The organism is Cytobacillus sp. S13-E01 (assembly GCF_029193815.1).
Classification (GTDB): Bacteria; Bacillota; Bacilli; order Bacillales; family Bacillaceae_L; genus Bacillus_BV.
Genome location: NZ_JARFVC010000023.1, coordinates 1 through 22705, shown reverse-complemented (window position 1 = coordinate 22705; position 22705 = coordinate 1). Strand labels below are relative to the sequence as shown.

The window sequence follows — 22705 nt, the reverse complement described above, 5'->3', positions numbered from 1 at the left end:
AAGGAGGGAATGTTTTAGGGATGAGTGCTATACGTAAACATAAGGTACCGCAAATACAGTCTTCATACGTTTCGAAACAAACTGGGCAGGAGCAATCAAATAATATAAAGCGTCGAGGCTTGATCCGAAGGTTAGCGGCTTTTGCCATTTTTGCTGTAATTATGTCATATGGCTTAGTCTCTACACTTATCACTCAATCAGCAATAATTAAGGATAAAGAAACAGAAAAAATTAAACTTGAAGAGCAACTTGTTGTATTGAAGCAGGAACAGGTTTACCTTGAAGAAGAGATTGTTAAATTAAATGACGATGAGTATATTGCAAAAATTGCCCGTAGAGATTATTTTCTTTCTGAAGAGGATGAGATTATCTTCAAAATAGGGAGCGAATCCCCGTAGTATTGACACCTGTTTTTAATTTTATGTATAATAAAATAAGATGATTTTTTAAATTTTAAGGAGGAGCAATTTTTTTATGTCAATCGAAGTAGGCAGCAAGTTGCAGGGAAAGGTTACAGGGATAACTAATTTTGGAGCGTTCGTGGAGCTGCCAGGTGGCTCAACAGGCCTTGTTCATATTAGTGAGGTTGCAGATAATTACGTTAAAGATATTAATGAGCATCTTAAAGTCGGTGACCAAGTAGAAGTTAAGGTCATAAATGTTGAAAAAGATGGCAAAATCGGTTTATCTATTAAAAAAGCAAAAGAGCAACCGCAACGTGAACAACGCGAACAACGTCCACGTAACAATGGCCCTCGTAACAACAGTAGAAATGACCAATTTCGTCCAAAGGAAAGCTTTGAACAAAAAATGAGTCGTTTCTTAAAAGATAGTGAAGATCGACTAACTTCACTAAAGCGTAATACTGAATCTAAACGTGGTGGACGCGGAGCTAAAAGAGGCTAACTTGCTGCACTTATATATAGATGATTATAGAAAATGCACCCTTTTTGGGTGTTTTATTGTTATTTATGAACTCATTTTAAAGTTGTCAGCCGAACATGGCATATAATCAAGACAAAACAATTGAACCGCATCTTTTCTATTATTCTGTGTTTATGTAAAACTATTGACGAAAGACGAAAATATATCCAGTTTGTATTATTAATTTTATGCTTTAACTTATACTATGGCGGTGTAGATCAGCTTGCTAGAGCGACGAGCAAAGCTCCACCGAATCGGCATCGAGTTGTACCGATTGAACTGCTACTTGACTAGGTTTCCTGAAATCGGGACACAAGAAAACTAAGAACTAATGAAATCTTAGTTCAGATAATATTACTATGGCGGTGTAGCTCAGCTGGCTAGAGTGTACGGTTCATACCCGTGAGGTCGTGGGTTCGACTCCCTCCGCCGCTATCCTATTTATAGATTTAAATGTTAGAAAAGTTTGAACATAGTTTTGGAGTCAAGCTCTGAGTGCCCCCCGCCTCTCTTAGCTAATCAGAATTTATATCCATAAATTCTAAACCGCATAAGTGCAACTACGCCTCTGTCTTCGCCCTTCAAGCTCGCAAATCGGCGAGTTTTCTTAAAAAGATAAGAAAGTATAAAAGTTTGTACCTAGTTTTAGTGTCTAGCTCCGGGCGCGCCCCTGAGCTTTTCTTATATCTTTCTACTTTTTCCGTTGTAATTCCCGAAAATATCTATGTAATTCTACATATCCTGTATTCTTTTAGAAGGATTACTAGAAACAAGTCGAATGTTTTTTACATTCTGTCCTGTTGTTTTGACAAAATATTAAAAATTTACCTTGTATAATAAAAATCAACTATTTAAATACAGGGAGTGTTTGGAAAATGGAGAAAATAGAAAGGAATCTTATCGAGCCGATTCAAGAAGTAGACTTCGGAAAAACTCAGGCTGCACTATCTCGTTGGTTTCAGCGTTTTCAATCTATGATTCAACATGTGTTTTTACATAAAGGATTAATGATTATGGTAATAGGTTTTTTACTTGGACGAGCATTGATCCTTACGCAAATCACACCATTTGCTTTACCATTTTTCGCTTCAGTTTATTTAATGAGGAGAGACAGAGCAGGAATAGCAATGCTTTCAGTACTCGCAGGGGCTATGACTCTTTCTGTTAACGTAACTATATTTACCTTTGCATCTATAATTCTGTTCTTGCTAGTCCAAAAACTAGCTACTAAATTTAAGCAAGAACCTATTCGAGCACTGCCCTTCTTGGTATTATTTTCATCACTTTCGACAAAACTCCTACTTACATATGCAACGGTAGGGGGGATTACATTATATGATGGAATGCTTGCAGGAGTAGAAGCAGGATTAGGCTTTATCTTAACACTTATCTTTTTACAAAGTGTTCCTCTTTTAACCTTTAAGAAAAGAAAACAAGCCCTAAAGACAGAGGAAGTTATATGTTTAATTATTTTAATAGCATCCGTAATGACAGGTACGATTGGCTGGTCTATATATGATTTATCTATTGAACATATTATGTCAAGATATCTTGTCTTAGTTTTTGCGTTGGTTGCAGGTGCAACCACCGGCTCAACAGTTGGTGTCGTGACTGGATTAATTTTAAGTTTAGCCAATGTTGCTAGTTTATATCAGATGAGTTTATTAGCATTCTCGGGTTTGCTTGGCGGTTTACTTAAAGATGGAAAAAAAATCGGTGTCTCAATTGGGTTAATTATAGGTACACTTCTTATCGGTCTTTATGGAGAAGGGTCCGCTCAGTTGTTATCGACCTTATATGAATCCTTGGTCGCCATCGCATTTTTCTTACTTACACCTCAAATGTTAACGAGTAAATTAGCAAAGTATATTCCGGGAACCTCTGAATATTCAGCAGAACAACAGCTATATCTACGAAAAATAAGGGACGTAACCGCAAACAGAGTTTCACAATTTTCTACTGTGTTTCAGGCTTTATCAAATAGTTTTTCTAATTACGGACTTCCATTGGAAGAAGTCGACCAGGAGCGGGAAATCGACTACTTTCTAAGTAACGTTACCGAAAAAACATGCCAAACTTGTTTTAAGAAAGAACAATGTTGGTCAAAGAACTTTACTAAAACATATGATTATATGACACAGATTATGCATGAAAGTGATAGTGAATCACTCATTTTTAATCATCAGTTAAATCGAGAGTGGGACAAGCATTGTGTAAAATCGAAAAAAGTAATAGATGCAATTCAGCAAGAACTAACACATTATCAGGCCAACCAAAAGCTTAAGCGACAAGTTCATGAAAGTAGAAGGTTAGTTGCAGACCAGCTTCTTGGTGTTTCACAAGTCATGGGTGACTTTGCGAAAGAGATACAACGTGAACGTGAAAATCACCATATACAAGAAGAACAAATATTAGAAGCATTACAGGCTTTTGGAGTAGAAATTGGACATGTCGAAATTTACAGTTTGGAACAAGGTAATGTAGATATTGAAATGAGTATACCCTATTGTAACGGAAGTGGAGAGTGTGAAAAATTGGTTGCACCAATGCTGTCCGATATTTTAGGAGAAACAATCTCTGTTAAAAAAGAAGAATGTGCTGCATACCCAAATAGTTACTGTCATGTTTCCTTCGGTTCAGTAAAAGCGTTTGTAATTGACACGGGAGTAGCACACGCGGCTAAGGGTGGTGGGCTAGTCTCAGGAGACTGTTTTTCAACTATTGAGCTTGGGTTTGGAAAATATGCAGTTGCCATAAGTGATGGCATGGGAAATGGTGAACGTGCGCATCACGAAAGCAATGAAACATTACAGTTATTACAAAAAATATTAAAATCCGGAATTGAAGAAAAGGTCGCAATCAAATCCATGAACTCAATATTGTCGCTGCGCACAACAGATGAAATTTTTTCTACACTGGATTTGGCCGTAATTGATTTACAGGATGCTAGTGCAAAGTTCTTAAAGATTGGCTCTACACCAAGTTATGTTAAACGTGGCGAGAAAATCATAAAAGTACAGGCAAGTAATTTGCCAATGGGCATCATTCAAGAGTTTGATGTGGATGTAGTAAGTGAACAGTTAAAAGCAGGGGATATTTTAATTATGATGAGTGATGGAATTTTTGAAGGGCCGAAACATGTCGAAAACTATGATATGTGGATGAAACGAAAAATTGGCGAAATTAGGTCACAGGATCCGCAAGAAATTGCTGATGTTTTAATGGAAGAGGTTATAAGATCAAGAGCTGGAAATATAGAGGATGATATGACAGTTGTTGTGACCCAAATCAAAAGAAATATTCCGAAATGGGCAGCTATTCCTGCCTATTCATATAAGAAAAAGGCTCAATAACTTGTTATTTAAGAAGGCATTTTAACAAAAATATTGAAGTTTCCATAAAAACGGAGCATCGTGTCAGCTTTTCTTCCCTAATCATATCAAAAAATACGAACTTTATACTAGCTTCTATCGTTTGGTAGAAAAACCAATCTTCAAAAAAGGTGCCTTTAAGAAGAATAGTCTGTGCTCCCAGTGCCTAGATTACGTAAATAGAAATGAATAGAATTGGAAAAGATTCATATACTAAGGGGTTTAAAATATAATCATTCCGTCAAAGATGGTAATAACTTTTACTAGGAGGGGATGAAAGATGGCTAAAGGTACAATTAAACAAATTCTATTGATTACGGATGGATGTTCAAACCAAGGTGATGACCCAGTAGCAATGGCAGCCCTTGCTAAAGAACAAGGAATCACGGTAAATGTTATTGGTGTGATGGATCAAGATACAATAGATGAGCAGGGTATGCAAGAAATTGAAGGAATTGCGATGGCAAGTGGAGGAGTCAATCAGGTAGTCTATGCGCAGCAGCTTTCACATACAGTGCAAATGGTTACAAGAAAAGCAATGACACAAACGCTACAAGGTGTTATTAATAAAGAGCTACAACAGATACTAGGATCCAGTTCATCAATGGAGGATTTACCTCCTGATAAACGCGGAGAAGTAATGGAAGTGGTAGATGAGCTTGGTGAAACAGTAGAACTTGAAGTGCTAATATTGGTAGACACGAGTGCAAGTATGAAACATAAGCTTCCAACTGTTAAGGAAGCCCTGCTAGATCTATCGTTAAGTTTAAATGCAAGAATGGGAGATAATCGTTTTGGGGTTTTCGTATTTCCTGGGAAAAGGAAAGATGTCGAAAAAGTGCTAGATTGGACACCTAAGCTCGAATCATTGACGAGTATCTTTCCAAAGCTAACAACAGGAGGTATTACTCCAACAGGTCCAGCTATTCGGGAGGCTCTCACGTACTTTAAGAAAAAACGTTCGTTAAGGAGCTTGATTTCTCGTGATGAACAATATATCGAAGAGTCAGGTATGTAAGGTTTCACCGGGGACAATTGTTTCAGGTAAATGGCATAAAAAATCCTATAAGATTATTAAATCATTAGGCTATGGTGCAACAGGGATTGTATATTTAGCAGAAAGTGTAAATGGCTATGCCGCTTTGAAAATAAGTGAAAATAGCATGTCTATTACTTCTGAAGTAAATGTGTTAAAACATTTTTCTAAGGTCCAGGGATCTGCCCTTGGACCTTCTTTACTAGATGTTGACGATTGGTTACGGCCAGGTAGTCCACAGCCTGTTCCATTTTATGTCATGGAATATATTAAAGGTGAAAGCTTCTTATCATTTATTGAGAAAAGAGGGAAAGAATGGACAGGGATCCTTTGCTTACAATTACTATCAGACCTAGAAAGACTACACCAAGAAGGTTGGGTTTTTGGTGATTTAAAACCAGATAATCTAATTGTCACTGGTCCAACACCTAAGATTAGATGTATTGATGTTGGTGGAACAACTATACAAGGTAGGGCAATTAAAGAGTTTACTGAGTTTTTCGATAGAGGCTACTGGGGGATGGGTACTAGAAAAGCAGAACCTACATATGATTTATTTGCTGTTGCAATGATTATGATTAACGCAGCTTTACCTAAGAGATTCTCAAAGGTTGGTAAAGGTGAGGAACAACTTAGGGAGATTATTCGTACAAATGAGTCGTTACGGAAATATGAAAAAGTTTTGCTAAAAGCACTTAGTGGGGAATATAGTCATGCATCAGACATGAGAAAGGACTTGGTTATATTGTTGAGTCAGGCAAATACGCCAAGTCAATCAAGTCGAAGAAACAGTCAGAAGAAGGCAAAATCGAAATCTCCACAACCTAGTGCAGTAAGACCAAACCAACCTTCAAAAAAATCAAAAGGTGGATTTGTTGAAACGGTTCTTATTCTAATTTTTCTTACGTTGGCCTATGTTCTATATATATATGGACAACTCCTATAGCCGAGATTTGAAAAGCACAAAGCTAGACACCAAAAACTAAATTCAAACTTTAATATTTTCCTGTACAAAAAACAATTATACGCTTATGACCGTGTCTATAATTAGACAAAAAATTTTCTCATTCTTTTTGCAGTACCAGAAAGGAAAATGGTACGATGGAATCATAAAATAATAGAGGAATGAATCAGGGAATGTTGAAAGAAGTCAACCACTTTGTTAAAAAGCACCAACTAATAGAAAAAAACTCTACTATTATTGTTGGAGTATCAGGCGGACCAGATTCATTAGCGTTGCTGCATTTTTTATGGAACCAGAAGCATGTCTGGAACGTAGATATAGTCGCAGCACATGTTGATCATATGTTTAGGGGCAAAGAATCTGAGGAAGATTTGAATTTTGTTAGGTTGTTTTGTGATAAAAAGGGTATCACGACCGAGACGACACAAATAAATGTTACTGCTTACCAACAGGAAAAAAAGCTAAGTCCCCAAGTTGCAGCTAGAGAGTGTAGGTATCAATTTTTAGATGAAGTAATGAGGAAATATAACGCTAATTGCCTGGCGTTGGGCCATCATGGTGACGATCAAATTGAAACCATATTAATGCGTTTGGTAAGAGGTAGTACAATGCTTGGTCAGGCTGGGATTCAGGTGAAAAGACCTTTTTCTACGGGTTATATCATTCGCCCTTTTCTTTCTGTTGATAAACATAAAATAGAGGCGTACTGTCATGAACACAATCTAAAGCCGCGACGTGATCCAAGCAACGAAAAAAAGACGTATACTAGAAATCGGTTTAGACTTTCAGTTTTACCTTTTTTAAAAAAAGAGAATACGAATGTTCATGAGCGATTTCAACAATTTAGTGAAAGGTTAACAGAAGATGAACAGTATCTAGAGGAATTAACGATACAAAAACTGAATAGAGTTATTAAAAAGAAAGAGGTAGGTGAAATTCGGATTCATGTGAATTTATTTTGGTCCATGCCAAAATCTTTACAAAGAAGAGGGATTCATCTAATATTAAACTATCTTTATAAGGAAATTCCTCCTACTCTTTCATCAATACATATTGATAATTTGTTAACCTTATTGGAGGTTGAGCGTTCATCAGGTACATTATATTTCCCAAATCAATTACGGGTTATTCGGTCATATGATGAATGCACACTAACTTTTCATGAGGAAAAATCAATGCCTTATTGTTATTTGATGGATGAAGCTGCTCACATTCTCCTTAATAATGGGAATGAAATTATTAGTGAGATTTGGGAACACTATCCTAAGGCAAAGAGTGGCAATGACTTCTTTATTGTTGACCCTGATTCCATTGTGTTGCCTTTATTTGTTAGAAGTAGAAAAAATGGTGATAAAATGACACTAAAGGGCATGAAGGGAAGTAAAAAAGTAAAAGATATTTTCATTGATCTAAAAATATCAATTACGGATCGAGAAACATGGCCTATAATTGAAGATTCTAATGGAACAATCATTTGGTTGCCAAGTTTAAAGAAGTCCTCATACGAAGCAGCTGATATGACGAAAAGAAGGTACATAGTATTACAACACAGGACCAAGGGCTAGGGGGCAAGTGAAGAATGAATCAAGATATTGAAAAAGTTCTAATTACTGAAGAAGAAATTCAAGAAAAAGTAAAAGAGTTAGGTAAGTTGTTAACAGAAGAGTATAAAGATCGTTTTCCATTAGCGATCGGCGTTTTGAAAGGCGCAATGCCATTTATGGCAGATTTGTTAAAACGTGTTGATACATATTTAGAGATGGACTTTATGGATGTATCTAGTTATGGCCATCTAACCGTATCTTCAGGAGAGGTGAAAATTCTAAAAGATTTAGACACGTCAGTTGAGGGCAGAGATATCCTAATTATTGAGGACATCATTGACAGTGGCCTGACACTGAGTTATCTAGTAGAATTGTTCCGCTACCGAAAAGCAAAGTCAATTAAAATTGTAACCTTATTAGATAAACCATCTGGCAGAAAAACAAACGTAGAAGCAGATTATGTTGGATTTAATGTACCAGATGCTTTTGTAGTCGGATATGGTCTTGACTACATTGAGAAATATAGAAATCTTCCATATATCGGTGTATTAAAGCCGCATGTTTATAGTGGAGAAAAGGCATAATTCTGAATTAGTAGGTAGCGGTCACGTAAAATTGTACATTTTTTAGTGTCTATAATTTGTATTGACTATATTCACTATGATAGTATTGACTATAGTTTGTTCATCGTGGGAGGAGGTAAGGGATGAATCGGATTTTTCGAAATACAATCTTTTATTTGCTTATATTTTTGGTAATTATAGGTGTTGTTAGTTTTTTTAATGGAACGAATCAGCAAACAGAGCAAATGAACTATAATAAATTCGTTACTCATCTTGAGAACGGAGACGTAAAGTCACTTTCTATGCAGCCAGTGCGTGGAGTTTATGAGGTAAGAGGGCAACTGCAAAATTATAAGGAAGAACAGTTCTTCCTAACGTCTGTTCCAAATATGCCAAGGGTGATGGAACGCATTGATGCTGCGGTTGCAACGAATACGAATATTGAGATACTTCAAGCGGAAGAAACAAGTGGATGGGTAACTTTCTTTACTTCAATTATTCCTTTTGTCATTATCTTTATTTTATTCTTTTTCTTGCTTAACCAAGCACAAGGTGGCGGCAGCAAAGTTATGAGCTTTGGGAAAAGTAAAGCCAAGCTTTATAGCGAAGAGAAGAAAAAGGTTAGATTTACGGATGTAGCTGGTGCTGATGAAGAAAAACAAGAACTGGTAGAGGTTGTTGAATTCTTAAAGGATCCAAGAAAGTTCTCTGAACTGGGAGCTAGAATCCCAAAAGGAGTTCTATTAGTTGGACCTCCAGGTACAGGTAAAACGTTACTTGCACGTGCAGTTGCAGGTGAAGCAGGGGTTCCGTTCTTCTCTATTAGTGGTTCTGACTTTGTTGAAATGTTCGTTGGTGTCGGGGCTTCCCGTGTCCGCGATCTATTTGAAAATGCTAAGAAGAATGCCCCTTGTATCATTTTTATTGATGAAATTGATGCAGTTGGTCGTCAACGTGGTGCTGGACTTGGTGGTGGTCACGATGAGCGTGAGCAAACCTTGAACCAATTACTAGTTGAGATGGATGGATTTGGTGCGAATGAAGGTATCATTATTATTGCTGCAACTAACCGTCCAGATATTCTTGATCCAGCCCTTTTACGTCCAGGCCGATTTGACCGTCAAATTACTGTCGATCGCCCTGATTTAAAAGGTAGAGAAGCTGTTCTTCGGGTACATGCTCATAACAAACCATTAGATGAATCTGTAAATCTTAAAGCTATTGCAGCTCGTACTCCAGGTTTTTCAGGTGCGGATTTAGAAAATTTACTAAATGAATCTGCTCTGATTGCAGCAAGGCGCGACAAGAAGAAAGTTGATATGTCAGATATTGATGAAGCAACTGATCGAGTAATCGCCGGACCTGCTAAGAAAAGCCGTGTCATTTCTAAGAAAGAACGTAATATTGTGGCATATCATGAAGCAGGACACACTATTATTGGTTGTGTATTAGATGAAGCTGATATGGTACATAAAGTAACAATCGTACCTCGTGGTCAAGCCGGTGGGTATGCTGTTATGCTTCCAAGGGAAGATCGTTATTTTATGACAAAACCAGAGCTTCTTGATAAAATAACTGGTTTGCTGGGGGGGCGTGTAGCTGAGGAAATTGTTTTTGGTGAGGCGAGTACAGGCGCTCACAATGACTTCCAACGTGCTACAGGAATAGCTCGAAAAATGGTTACTGAATATGGAATGAGTGAGAAACTAGGTCCAGTTCAGTTTGGTCAACCTCAAGGTGGCCAAGTGTTCTTAGGACGCGACATTCATAATGAGCAAAACTATAGTGATGAAATTGCACATCAAATAGACTTGGAAATCCAAAGCTTTATCAAAGAATGTTACGAAAAAGCAAAGAAAATTCTTACTGAGCAACGAGAAAAACTAGAACTAGTTGCTAAGACTTTGCTAGAAATAGAAACATTAGATGCTGAGCAAATCAAGAGTCTTTTTGAAGAAGGTAAACTTCCTGATCGACCATATGACTTAGCTAATGAATCAACAACAAAACCTGCTGATGATGTGAAGATCAATATTAATTCAAAAAAAGATGATACAACTAACACTGAAGATAAATAATTTTTTAACTGGGTGCTGATACATACTAATGTATTTAGCACCCTCTTTTATGTTATTAGGAAAGGAAATCAAAAGTTATGAGGGTTAGTGTTCTAGCATCTGTGTCTTTTGAACTCATTTACTTTCCTACCTATTATGATGATAGGGTGTTTGTAAAAATGAATGGTAAGAGTGGGTGATTAATCATGTTGTTTGTTTTAGATGTAGGAAATTCAAACACTGTCTTAGGTATATATCAAAATAACGAATTAAAATTCCATTGGAGAATTGAAACAAATAGAAATAAAACAGAAGATGAATATGGAATGATTATCAACTCTTTAATAGCGCATGTTGGACTAGAATTTGATGATATTAAAGGAATAATTATTTCCTCTGTAGTTCCACCGATTATGTTTGCCTTAGAAAGAATGTGCTATAAATATTTTCATTTAAAGCCACTAATTGTTGGACCTGGAATGAAGACCGGATTAAATATTAAATATGAAAATCCTCGGGAAGTAGGAGCTGACCGAATTGTTAATGCTGTTGCTGGTATTCATCTATATGGTAGCCCACTTATCATTGTTGATTTTGGGACAGCTACTACTTATTGTTATATAAATGAAGATAAACAGTATATGGGTGGAGCGATTGCCCCTGGTATAGCTATATCAACAGAAGCTTTATATTCAAAAGCAGCGAAGCTACCTCGCATAGAAATAGTGAGACCGAATGAAATTATCGGAAAAAATACGGTTAGTGCAATGCAAGCAGGGATATTATACGGATATGTAGGCCAGGTTGAAGGAATTGTTTCAAGAATGAAGGAACAATCAAAGGTTATGCCGAAAGTAATAGCGACGGGTGGACTAGCTACTCTAATAGCTAAAGAATCGCCAGCAATTGATTACGTAGAACCATTTTTAACATTAAAGGGCCTTCAACTAATATATGAAAGAAACTCTGAAGCTAAAAAGTAACATGGAAAAATTCGTATGATAGGAAATATCGCAATAAAATACCTACTAATAAAAGCCATCAGCCTGAAAAAGCACAGTATATGAAAGGGGTATTAAATATGGGAGATTATTTGGTAAAAGCACTGGCATATAACAAACAAGTGAGAGCATTTGCTCTGAAAACAACAGACACGGTTGGAGAGGCACAAAGAAGACATAATACATGGCCAACTGCCTCGGCTGCTCTTGGCCGTGCTATGTCTGCAAGTGTAATGATGGGAGCGGCTCTTAAGGGAGAGGATAAACTAACGATTAAAATAGAAGGTGGCGGTCCAATCGGACTAATCCTTGTTGATACCAATGCTAAAGGTGAAGTTAGAGGATACGTTACAAACCCACAAACTCATTTTGATTTAAATGATCAGGGTAAGCTTGATGTAGCAAGAGCTGTTGGTACAACTGGAACGTTAACGGTAGTTAAAGATATAGGAATGAAGGAACATTTTTCAGGACAAGTTCCAATTGTGTCAGGTGAACTAGGAGAAGACTTTACATACTACCTTGTTACGTCTGAACAAGTACCCTCATCAGTTGGCGTTGGAGTGCTTGTTAATCCAGATAATACAATTTTAGCTGCTGGAGGGTTTATGATTCAATTACTTCCGGGAACAGATGACGAGACAATAACGAAAATTGAGAATCGTTTAGGATCGATAGAACCAATTTCAAAATTAATACAAAAGGGGTTATCTCCGGAAGGGATTTTGGAAGAGATATTGGGGGATGATACCCTCCAAATTATTGAAAAGATGCCTATAACGTTTAGCTGCCCATGTTCAAGAGAACGTATATCAAGCGCTATTATTAGCCTAGGTAATGAAGAAATTCAATCAATGATAGAGGAAGATGGACAAGCACAAGCGCAATGTCATTTCTGTAATGAAACATACCATTTTTCAAAAGAAGAACTTATCGAACTAAAAGAGGAGTCAAAGTAGACTAAAATGTGGGAGTGGGGGAGTATGAATACAAAGGTATTATGGTCAATGATTGTAGGGCTAATAGTCTTGAATTTTCTTACAATAGCTTATTTTATATCTAACCAAGGGGAAAAAATCAAGGAGGTAGTAAGTATAAGTAATGCAGATGTATCTTCTGGGGAAAATGTTGCAAAAATCGGAGATACTCAAATCACAAGGCAGGAATGGCTAAATGAATTAGAAGTTCGTTATGGAAAAGAAACCTTAGAGAATATGATTGATAAACAAGTTATAAAACAAATGGCAGAGAAATACAATATTACGATTTCTGATGACATCCTTGAACGTGAAGTAAAGATGATTAAAACAATGTACAATACTCTTGACAATGAGGAGATTAATGATGAGCAAAGCTTTAGAGAACAAATCGAATCAAGTTTGCTGCTAGAAGAGCTTTTAACAAAAGATGTTGTTATTTCAGAAGAAGAACTTGAAAAATATTATAACGATAATAAAGAACTATATGACATTCCTAAAACGTATCAACTCTCACATATAGTAGTTCCGACAAAAGAAGAGGCCGAAAAAGTAAATAAGGAATTAAAAAGTGGATCAAGCTTTACAGCATTAGCTATGGAAATGTCACAGGATGAGTTTTCAGCAAACCAAGGAGGAGTGCTCGGCTACATGTCTGAAGATATTGAGTACTTACCTGCTGAGTACTTTGAAACCGCTGAAACGTTGAGTGAAAATGAATGGAGTGACCCAATAAAGGTCGAGGGCGGATATGCTATTATTCTGCTTCATGAAACCATTGATGGGGTCAAATATTCTTATGATGAAGTGAAAAATCAAATTCGCCGTCAAATTGCAATCGAACAAATGAGAGGGTCAATCTCTGTCCAACCTTTTTGGGATGAAGTTGAAGTGTCATGGTTTTATGATGAACAACAATAATTATAGTAATTTGTAGCATATTGATTGACAAATCAGATAATAGTTGATAAATTCTATATAACCAATACAAATACTAGGGATTAGGGGTGGACGTTATGACACGTGTGGCAAATTCAATTAATGAGTTAGTGGGGCAAACACCAATAGTAAAATTAAATCGGCTGGTTGGAGAAAACAGTGCTGATGTTTATTTAAAACTAGAATTTATGAATCCTGGAAGCAGTGTGAAGGACAGAATAGCCCTGGCTATGATTGAAACTGCAGAAAAAGAAGGTAAATTAACTGAAGGTGATACATTAATAGAGCCGACAAGTGGAAATACAGGCATAGGGCTAGCAATGGTAGCTGCGGCTAAAGGTTTAAAAGCAGTACTTGTTATGCCTGATACGATGAGTATCGAAAGACGTAATTTGTTACGAGCTTATGGTGCAGAGTTAGTTCTGACGCCAGGAGCTGATGGAATGAATGGTGCGATTCGCAAAGCCGAAGAGCTTGCAAATGAGCATGGTTACTTTATGCCGCAACAATTTAAAAATGAAGCAAACCCAGAGGTTCATCGTTTGACCACTGGGAAAGAAATAGTTGAACAAATGTCTGAGGGGCTAGATGCATTTATCTCAGGTATTGGTACAGGTGGAACAATAACTGGTGCTGGCGATGTTTTAAAAGAAAATTTCCCTGGTATTAAAATTATAGCTGTTGAACCAACAGACTCTGCTATTCTTTCCGGCGGGAAACCAGGGCCACATAAAATTCAGGGTATTGGAGCAGGCTTTGTTCCAGATGTATTAGATACGACAATATATGATGAAGTTATTACAATAAAGAACGAAGAAGCCTTTGAGTATGCAAGGCGTGCAGCTCGTGAAGAAGGTATATTAGGTGGTATCTCATCTGGTGCAGCCATTTGTGCAGCCATAAAGGTTGCAGAGAAATTAGGAAAAGGTAAAAAAGTTCTTGCAATTCTTCCTAGTAATGGTGAACGTTACTTAAGTACTCCACTTTATCAATTTGACCAAGAGTAAAAAGACAGCCTCAGGCTGTTTTTTTTTTCAATTCCTTTTAACGCATTTTTTTGGGTGGAAATGGTGAACACTTTTAAAGAATCATGTACAATATGTCTATCGAGTGTTATGAGGAGTGTGACATAATGCAGCTTAAAAGAGCTTCATTAGCAAAGAATATACCTTTTTCTTCAAAAAAATGGTTTGAACAATATAAGGCTCTATCAAGAAACGAGCCCTACCATGTATTGTTAGAAAGTGGGCGTGGGGGTCAGTATAGTATTATGGGTTTAAGACCTTTTGCGGTTTTAAACGGGAAAAATAATAAGCTTAAGATTACGTTGAACAATCATACAGAAGAGTTGACTGGGAACCCGATAGATTTAATGGAAAAATGGATGAGTCAATACAAGACAGATCAAAATCCAGCTTATCCTGAATTCCAAGGTGGTGCAATTGGATTTTTTAGTTACGATTGTGCAAGGTATTTTGAGAAGTTCGAGAATACATCAAAGGATGACTTACATACACCAGATCTGTATTTCCTTGTTTTTGATGATGTGTTCGTTTTCGACCATACCGAAAATGTATTATGGCTTATAACTCACTATTTTGAAGGTGAACAAAATGAGGCCGAAGAAAGACTAAACAAATTAGAAATAGAATGGACAAATGAGGTTAACGATTGGTCATATCCTTATTTGAAGTTAAGCGAGGAGACAGTAGAGAAACCATTTTCATTTACCGAACAAGAATTTATTAAAGCTGTAGAGAAGGTTCGAGACTATATTGCACAAGGTGATGTTTTTCAAGTCAATTTATCTGTCCGACAATCCAGACCTTTAAAGACACACCCACTCGAAATTTACGAAACGTTAAGAGGTCTAAATCCTTCCCCATATATGGCCTATATGCAATTGCCAGAATTTCAAATAGTCAGTGGTTCACCCGAGTTGCTTGTTAAAAAGAAGGGTGACGAAATAAGTACAAGACCTATTGCAGGTACGAGGTCACGAGGCTTAAATGATGAGGAAGATTTGCAATTAGCAAATGAACTTATTGTAGATGAAAAAGAACGAGCCGAGCACGTTATGCTAGTTGATCTTGAGAGAAACGACTTGGGACGGGTAAGTGCTTACGGTAGTGTAGAAGTAAATGAGTTTATGGTAATCGAAAAATATTCTCATGTAATGCATATTGTATCTAATGTTAGAGGGAAAATTGCAGAAGAAAAAAGCGTATATGACTTACTGCGTGCAACATTTCCTGGCGGTACTATTACAGGGGCACCAAAAGTACGAACGATGGAAATTATAGAAGAATTAGAGCCAGTTAGAAGAGGTCTATACACTGGAAGCATTGGTTGGATTAGTTTTTCAGAGGAAATGGAATTAAACATTACGATAAGAACACTTATCGCCAAAGACGGGTTAGCCCATGTTCAAGCTGGTGCTGGTGTTGTGATTGATTCAAATCCTAAAAACGAATATAAAGAGTCATTGAAAAAAGCATTTGCGCTTTGGAAAGCTAAAGAGTTGAGTGAAGAAGAGTATGAGAAAAATATGAGTATGAGGTGAGCCAACATGATCGTGATGATTGATAACTATGATTCATTTACATTTAATTTAGTTCAATATTTAGGAGAATTAGGGCAGGAGCTCCGTGTAAAGCGTAATGATGAGATTTCGATAGAAGAGATAGAAAAACTTAATCCAAGCTTTTTAATGATTTCCCCTGGTCCTTGTAGTCCTAATGAAGCTGGGATTAGTATGAACGCAATTGAATACTTTGCTGGTAAAATACCGATTTTTGGAGTCTGTCTAGGTCATCAATCAATTGCACAGGTTTTCGGAGGAGATGTAGTACGTGCCCAAAGGCTTATGCACGGCAAAACATCATTAATTAACCATGATGGGAAAACAATTTTCGATGGTTTAGAAAACCCTTTTGTTGCAACAAGATACCATTCGTTAATTGTTAAGAAAGAAACACTACCTGACTGCTTAGAAGTTTCGGCATGGACAGATGAAAATGAGATCATGGCATTACGCCATAAAACGCTAGCTATTGAGGGTGTGCAGTTCCATCCTGAATCAATCATGACTTCTTATGGGAAACAAATGCTTAGTAATTTTATAGAAAAGTACAAAAAGAAAGATCAAGCGGGCATATGTACATCTATATAAACGGTCGGATAGAGCGCCAAGAGGAAGCAAAAATCTCTCCTTATGACCATGGGTATATCTATGGGTTGGGCTTATTTGAAACATTTAGAATTTACGATGGTCATCCGTTTTTACTCGATGACCATCTTGCGCGTTTACGTGAAGGTTTAAGTGCGTTATCTATCGATTTTATACCTGTTCGTAAAGATGTAGTAGAAATCATAACTAAACTACTACATGCAAATGATATAAACAATGCCTATGTTAGGTTTAATGTTTCGGCTGGTGTAGGTGATATCGGGTTGCAGACGGGTCACTACCAGGAGCCGACCGTTATTGTATTTATAAAACCGCTCCCAAGTGCAGTTGAAGCTGGCTATGAAAAAAAAGGTGTCATCCTAAAACAGGTCCGAAATACTCCTGAAGGAAAATTCAGAATTAAGTCCCATCATTTCTTAAATAACATTTTAGGCAAACGTGAAATAGGCAGTAATCCTTCAACAGAAGGGATCTTTTTAACAAAAGAGGGCTATGCAGCTGAGGGGATAACTTCAAATCTTTTTTGGGTAAAAGGTAATGAGCTATTTACGCCGGCGCTAGAAACGGGCATATTAGATGGCATTACTAGACAGTTTGTTATAAAAATCGCTAGGAGTCTACGTATAGAGGTACACATAGGGTGTTATAATGTCGAAGAACTACTAAGTAGCGATGAAGCATTTGTTACAAATTCTATCCAAGAGATTGTCCCACTTAGGGAGATCAACAATGTTTTATTACATGGGAAGAATGGTGTAATAACTAGGAAATTACAAGAAATATATACTTTATATAGAAAAACTCTATGGAGTCGAAGCGCATTAGAGGGAAGGAGCGGCTTAGATGAAATCTGAACGTGGTAACCTAAAGCACTCCAAACTTACCTGTGGTCCATTTTCATTTGATTACAGTGAAAAAACATTAATCATGGGTATTTTAAATATCACACCAGATTCTTTTTCAGATGGTGGGAAATTCAATGCCCATGATCAAGCTGTTCAACGTGCGGAGGAAATCGTAAAACAAGGTGCTGATATCATTGATATTGGTGGAGAATCTACTAGACCTGGTTCTACATATATTTCAGTTGAAGAAGAGTTAGAGCGTGTCATTCCAATTATTAAATCTATTTCTAATCGGGTTAAAGTCCCTATATCTATAGATACGTATAAAGCAGAGGTAGCAAAGCAAGCAATTGAAGCTGGTGCACATATTATTAACGATGTATGGGGGGCTAAGGCAGATGACAAGATGGCTGAAGTAGCTGCCAGGTACAATGTTCCTATTATACTAATGCACAACAGAGACAATAAAGACTATCAGGACCTCCTGCCAGATATGATTGCAGATTTACAGGAAAGTATCAGGGTTGTAAAGGCGGCGGGAGTGAAAGATGAAAATATCATCTTAGACCCAGGTGTAGGATTTGCGAAGACCTTTGAACATAATATAGAGGTAATGCGTCAATTAGAGAAGTTAACAACACTTGGTTATCCTGTTCTACTTGCTACCTCCCGAAAAACCTTTATTGGACAAGTTTTAGATTTACCCCCTGAAGATAGAGGAGAAGGAACAGGTGCAACAACATGTATGGGAATACAAAAGGGTTGTAATATTGTAAGGGTGCACGATGTTTTATTAAATGCAAGATTGGCAAAAATGACAGATGCCTTGGTTGGTAAATAGGAGGCGAAAACCATCGATAAAATATACGTTAATCGGATGGAGTTTTACGGCTACCATGGCGTATTTCCTGAAGAAAATAAATTAGGCCAGCGTTTTATCACAGATTTAACGGTTGAATTAGATTTGAAGAAAGCTGGAACTACAGACCAACTAGAATATACTGTTAATTATGCTGAACTATATAATATCTGTAAAGAGATTGTAGAAGGTTCACCCTATAAGCTGGTAGAATCAGTGTCTGAAAAAATTGCAGAGGCTACATTAAAAAGGTTTTCAAATATTCATTCATGCACTGTTAAAATCATTAAACCTGATCCGCCAATTCCAGGCCATTATCAATCAGTTGCAGTAGAAATAACAAGGGGTCGCTAAATGAACAGTATCGCTTTTATTTCAATTGGCTCTAATATAGGTGATCGCTTATACTATTTACATGAAGCTGTTAAAGCTCTAGATATTCATGACTCAATTGTAGTTATCAAAGTTTCGTCAATATATGAAACAGATCCAGTAGGATTTGAAGATCAAGATCATTTTTTGAATATGGTAATTAAAGTAAAAACAGAATTGACACCTTATGAATTATTGCGTGTTAATCAGGAAATCGAACATAAACTAGGGAGAAAAAGGGAAATCAGGTGGGGTCCAAGAACATTAGACCTTGACATTTTGCTATATAATCACGAAAATATTGAAACGAAAGAACTAATTATTCCACATCCACGTATGACAGAAAGAGCGTTTGTCATTGTTCCTTTAGAAGAAGTGGAATCAACACTAGAAATACCCAATCAAGGAAAAATATCCTTAATCATAAATGAATTACTAGATAGAGAAGGTGTACGGGTATGGAAGCGGAAAAATGGGGTAGGCGTATACGGGCTTTTCGAAAGTTAAAAGGTTATACACAAGAAGAGTTTGCAAAAAGTTTAGGTGTGTCAGTGTCTATTTTAGGTGAAGTTGAACGAGGGAATCGTGTTCCGGGTGATGACTTTCTCCTTGAAGTGGCTGAGAGGTTAAATGTAACTTTAGAAGAATTAACACCAAAGAATAGTGATGAATAAAAAGGAGGTTTCACAATGTTTAAAATTGGTGACATTCAAATGAAAAACCAAGTTGTGTTGGCTCCAATGGCTGGAGTATGTAACGCAGCTTTCCGTTTGACGGTTAAAGAATTTGGAGCGGGTCTTGTTTGTGCAGAAATGGTAAGTGATAAAGCCATTTTGTTTAATAATGCTAAGACAATGGATATGCTTTATATCGATGAAAGAGAAAAACCCCTAAGTCTTCAAATTTTTGGTGGAGAAAAACAAACGCTTGTAGAGGCAGCTAAGTATGTCGATAAAAATACAACAGCAGATATTATTGATATAAATATGGGATGCCCAGTTCCTAAGATAACAAAATGTGATGCTGGTGCGAAATGGCTTTTAGACCCTAATAAAATCTATGAAATGGTTTCTGCTGTTGTAGATGCTGTAGATAAACCGGTAACAGTGAAAATGCGTATGGGTTGGGATGAAGACCACATTTATGCGATTGAGAATGCGCGAGCAGTTGAACGAGCTGGTGGTCAAGCTGTAGCTCTACATGGAAGAACGCGTGTGCAAATGTATGAAGGTAAAGCGAATTGGGATATCATCAAACAAGTAAAACAATCTGTTTCAATCCCTGTTATTGGTAATGGTGACATTCAAACACCACAAGATGCGAAACGCATGCTTGAAGAAACAGGAGTTGACGGAGTAATGATTGGCCGAGCGGCATTAGGTAACCCGTGGGTCATTTATCAAACAGTTAAATATCTTGAAACTGGTGAACTAATGGGTGAACCTTCAGTTCGTGAGAAGATCGACGTCTGTGTGTTACATCTTGATCGCTTAATAGACTTAAAAAATGAAAATATTGCAGTTAGAGAAATGCGTAAACATGCTGCCTGGTACCTAAAAGGAATACGAGGAAATGCTAAAGTACGTAACAAGGTTAATGAGTGTAATACGAGAGAGCAATTAGTAACATTATTAACTGACTTTGTTAACGAAATAGAGGAAAAGACAGAGAATTGTGTCCGAGTTGTTTGACATAGCAATCTAGCTAGCCTATAATACCCGTAACGTGCTACTTACTGCCAGTGTCTTTACTGGCAGTTTTTCTGCTTACATATACTAGCTTTAGTATTAATAATACAAATTAAATTTTGGAGTTGATTTTATGAGTCATGAAGAATTAAATGACCAGCTGCGAGTCCGAAGAGAGAAATTACATAAACTTACTGAAGCAGGACTTGACCCTTTTGGTAAAAGATTTGAACGTACACATACTGCAAAAGAATTAATAAATTTATATGATCAGCTTTCTAAAGAAGAGTTAGACGAAAAGGATATTTCTGTTACAATCGCAGGGCGTATTAAGACTAAGCGTGGAAAAGGAAAAGCGGGCTTTGCACACATCCAAGATCTAACTGGCCAAATTCAACTTTATGTTCGTAAGGATGCTGTCGGTGATGATCAGTATGATGTTTTTGATACAGCTGACTTAGGGGACATCGTAGGGATTACAGGAGATGTATTTAAAACACAAGTAGGCGAACTTTCAATCAAAGTCAAATCCTTTGAAATACTGACAAAATCTTTACGACCACTTCCTGAAAAATTTCATGGACTAAAAGATGTGGAACAAAGATATCGTCAACGATACTTGGATTTAATCATGAATCCAGAAAGTAAAGAAACATTTATTGCAAGAAGCCAGATTATTAGATCAATGCGTAGATACCTAGATGACCAAGGCTATTTAGAAGTAGAAACACCAATGATGCACTCTATCCCTGGTGGAGCATCAGCCCGTCCTTTCGTAACTCATCATAATGCGTTAGATATTCCGTTATATATGAGAATTGCAATCGAGTTACATTTAAAACGGTTAATTGTTGGTGGACTAGAGAAGGTTTATGAAATTGGACGAGTATTTAGAAATGAAGGTGTATCAACTCGTCATAACCCAGAATTTACGATGATTGAATTATATGAAGCTTATGTTGATTATAAAGACATCATGAACTTAACGGAAAATCTAATTGCACATATAGCTCAAGAGGTATTAGGGACTACCAATGTACAGTATGGTGACCAACAAATTGAACTTAAACCAGGTTGGACAAGACTACATATGGTTGATGCTATTAAAGAATACGTAGGGGTAGACTTCTGGAAAGAAATGAGTGTTGAAGAAGCTCGTCAACTTGCGAAAGAGCATGGAGTTGAGATAAAAGACAATATGCTATACGGACATATTGTAAACGAGTTTTTTGAGCAAAAAATTGAAGAAAAACTTATACAACCAACATTTATTTATGGTCATCCAGTTGAAATTTCACCGCTTGCTAAGAAAAATCCTGAAGATCCTCGATTTACAGATCGATTTGAATTGTTTATTGTTGCGCGTGAATATGCAAATGCCTTCACGGAATTAAATGATCCGATTGATCAAAAAGGAAGGTTTGAAGAGCAATTAAAAGAACGTGAGCAAGGAAATGATGAAGCTCATTTAATGGATGAAGACTTTATTGAAGCATTAGAGTATGGTATGCCTCCAACTGGTGGATTAGGGATTGGGATAGATCGACTAGTCATGTTGTTAACTAATTCTCCTTCTATTAGAGACGTACTATTATTCCCGCAAATGCGTAATAAGTAGTTGCCTTAGGTGATTCTATTAAAAGTAGGATCACCTTTTTTCTGTGTTTAAAGTAAGATTTCTTGGGTAAAGGTTTAATAAAGGAAGTTAAATTGAGTTTTTTTGAAAAAACATGTTGCTTATTTTTTGATGAGATGTTATATTATTATTCGTCGCTGATGAACGCGATGGAACAAGTTAACAACTGAAATAAGTTGTTGACAGATGAAATACAAAATGTTAATATAATAAAGCTGCTCAGGTAAGACGAGCTGCAAAAAAAGTTCTTTGAAAACTGAACACAACACAAGCGTCAATGTTTGTTTTAAAAAAATGAAGTAGTGAACATCGATGTCAGCACTTATATGTGCTAGTTCAACTCTATTGGAGAGTTTGATCCTGGCTCAGGACGAACGCTGGCGGCGTGCCTAATACATGCAAGTCGAGCGGTTCTTAGGAAGCTTGCTTCCTAAGAACAGCGGCGGACGGGTGAGTAACACGTGGGCAACCTACCTATAAGACTGGGATAACTTCGGGAAACCGGAGCTAATACCGGATAATATAAGAGATTACATGATTTCTTATTGAAAGATGGCTTAGGCTATCACTTATAGATGGGCCCGCGGCGCATTAGCTAGTTGGTGAGGTAATGGCTCACCAAGGCGACGATGCGTAGCCGACCTGAGAGGGTGATCGGCCACACTGGGACTGAGACACGGCCCAGACTCCTACGGGAGGCAGCAGTAGGGAATCTTCCGCAATGGACGAAAGTCTGACG

21 protein-coding genes, 1 tRNA gene and 1 rRNA gene are annotated in these 22705 nt (G+C 37.1%); all 23 read left to right on the top strand.

Translation table 11 applies throughout. The annotated features are described in order from the left end of the window. Positions 1 to 20: 20 nt before the first annotated feature. Positions 21 to 398, top strand: a complete 378-nt coding sequence (locus PY093_RS14185) for an FtsB family cell division protein (protein WP_275646513.1) — start codon at positions 21 to 23, stop codon at positions 396 to 398. A 76-nt stretch (positions 399 to 474) separates the two neighbouring features. Beyond that, positions 475 to 906 carry a S1 domain-containing RNA-binding protein gene (locus PY093_RS14180; protein WP_275646512.1) on the top strand — a complete coding sequence of 144 codons (432 nt, stop codon included), beginning with the start codon at positions 475 to 477 and terminating at the stop codon, positions 904 to 906. Between the two features lie 379 nt (positions 907 to 1285). After that, positions 1286 to 1359, top strand: a tRNA-Met gene (locus tag PY093_RS14175). A gap of 440 nt (positions 1360 to 1799) precedes the next feature. Further along, a complete protein-coding gene (gene spoIIE / locus PY093_RS14170) occupies positions 1800 to 4277 on the top strand; it encodes a stage II sporulation protein E (protein ID WP_275646511.1) in 2478 nt (825 codons plus the stop codon). Between the two features lie 298 nt (positions 4278 to 4575). Next, positions 4576 to 5313, top strand: a complete 738-nt coding sequence (locus PY093_RS14165; RefSeq protein ID WP_275646510.1) for a VWA domain-containing protein — start codon at positions 4576 to 4578, stop codon at positions 5311 to 5313. Continuing rightward, positions 5279 to 6277, top strand: coding sequence for a serine/threonine-protein kinase (locus PY093_RS14160; protein ID WP_275646509.1), 999 nt, complete (start codon positions 5279 to 5281; stop codon positions 6275 to 6277). Before PY093_RS14165 ends, PY093_RS14160 begins: the two co-directional genes overlap by 35 nt. A 191-nt stretch (positions 6278 to 6468) precedes the next feature. Next, a complete protein-coding gene (tilS, locus tag PY093_RS14155; RefSeq protein ID WP_275646508.1) occupies positions 6469 to 7860 on the top strand; it encodes a tRNA lysidine(34) synthetase TilS in 1392 nt (463 codons plus the stop codon). Positions 7861 to 7874: 14 nt separating this feature from the next. After that, positions 7875 to 8423: a hypoxanthine phosphoribosyltransferase gene (gene hpt, locus PY093_RS14150; RefSeq protein WP_275646507.1), complete on the top strand. Its 549-nt coding sequence runs from the start codon at positions 7875 to 7877 to the stop codon at positions 8421 to 8423. A gap of 122 nt (positions 8424 to 8545) precedes the next feature. Next, positions 8546 to 10480 carry an ATP-dependent zinc metalloprotease FtsH gene (gene ftsH / locus PY093_RS14145; RefSeq protein ID WP_275646506.1) on the top strand — a complete coding sequence of 645 codons (1935 nt, stop codon included), beginning with the start codon at positions 8546 to 8548 and terminating at the stop codon, positions 10478 to 10480. 185 nt (positions 10481 to 10665) lie between these two features. After that, positions 10666 to 11442, top strand: coding sequence for a type III pantothenate kinase (locus PY093_RS14140; protein WP_275646505.1), 777 nt, complete (start codon positions 10666 to 10668; stop codon positions 11440 to 11442). Between the two features lie 98 nt (positions 11443 to 11540). Beyond that, complete coding sequence (hslO, locus tag PY093_RS14135; RefSeq protein ID WP_275646504.1) at positions 11541 to 12419, top strand: Hsp33 family molecular chaperone HslO; 879 nt, start codon at positions 11541 to 11543, stop codon at positions 12417 to 12419. 24 nt (positions 12420 to 12443) lie between these two features. Next, the gene (locus tag PY093_RS14130) at positions 12444 to 13358 is read left to right on the top strand and encodes a peptidyl-prolyl cis-trans isomerase (RefSeq protein WP_275646503.1); all 915 of its coding nucleotides are present in this window, start codon (positions 12444 to 12446) and stop codon (positions 13356 to 13358) included. A 95-nt stretch (positions 13359 to 13453) separates the two neighbouring features. After that, a complete protein-coding gene (gene cysK, locus PY093_RS14125) occupies positions 13454 to 14383 on the top strand; it encodes a cysteine synthase A (protein ID WP_275646502.1) in 930 nt (309 codons plus the stop codon). Between the two features lie 125 nt (positions 14384 to 14508). Next, positions 14509 to 15939 (top strand): aminodeoxychorismate synthase component I, encoded by a 1431-nt coding sequence (gene pabB / locus PY093_RS14120; protein WP_275646501.1) that lies wholly within the window; start codon positions 14509 to 14511, stop codon positions 15937 to 15939. A gap of 6 nt (positions 15940 to 15945) precedes the next feature. Continuing rightward, positions 15946 to 16548, top strand: coding sequence for an aminodeoxychorismate/anthranilate synthase component II (gene pabA / locus PY093_RS14115; RefSeq protein ID WP_275646500.1), 603 nt, complete (start codon positions 15946 to 15948; stop codon positions 16546 to 16548). Then, positions 16533 to 17420 (top strand): aminodeoxychorismate lyase, encoded by an 888-nt coding sequence (gene pabC / locus PY093_RS14110; RefSeq protein ID WP_275646499.1) that lies wholly within the window; start codon positions 16533 to 16535, stop codon positions 17418 to 17420. Before pabA ends, pabC begins: the two co-directional genes overlap by 16 nt. Beyond that, complete coding sequence (folP, locus tag PY093_RS14105) at positions 17410 to 18252, top strand: dihydropteroate synthase (protein WP_275646498.1); 843 nt, start codon at positions 17410 to 17412, stop codon at positions 18250 to 18252. The genes pabC and folP overlap by 11 nt, the downstream gene beginning before the upstream one ends. A 12-nt stretch (positions 18253 to 18264) precedes the next feature. Then, complete coding sequence (gene folB, locus PY093_RS14100; protein ID WP_275646547.1) at positions 18265 to 18624, top strand: dihydroneopterin aldolase; 360 nt, start codon at positions 18265 to 18267, stop codon at positions 18622 to 18624. Continuing rightward, entirely contained in the window at positions 18625 to 19149 is a 525-nt protein-coding gene (folK, locus tag PY093_RS14095) for a 2-amino-4-hydroxy-6-hydroxymethyldihydropteridine diphosphokinase (RefSeq protein ID WP_275646497.1), read from the top strand. Continuing rightward, the gene (locus tag PY093_RS14090) at positions 19101 to 19316 is read left to right on the top strand and encodes a helix-turn-helix domain-containing protein (protein ID WP_275646496.1); all 216 of its coding nucleotides are present in this window, start codon (positions 19101 to 19103) and stop codon (positions 19314 to 19316) included. Before folK ends, PY093_RS14090 begins: the two co-directional genes overlap by 49 nt. Before the next feature lie 15 nt (positions 19317 to 19331). After that, complete coding sequence (dusB, locus tag PY093_RS14085) at positions 19332 to 20333, top strand: tRNA dihydrouridine synthase DusB (protein WP_275646495.1); 1002 nt, start codon at positions 19332 to 19334, stop codon at positions 20331 to 20333. Between the two features lie 130 nt (positions 20334 to 20463). Then, positions 20464 to 21948: a lysine--tRNA ligase gene (gene lysS / locus PY093_RS14080; protein ID WP_275646494.1), complete on the top strand. Its 1485-nt coding sequence runs from the start codon at positions 20464 to 20466 to the stop codon at positions 21946 to 21948. A gap of 360 nt (positions 21949 to 22308) precedes the next feature. Beyond that, positions 22309 to 22705, top strand: a 16S ribosomal RNA gene (locus PY093_RS14075); the annotation flags it as partial.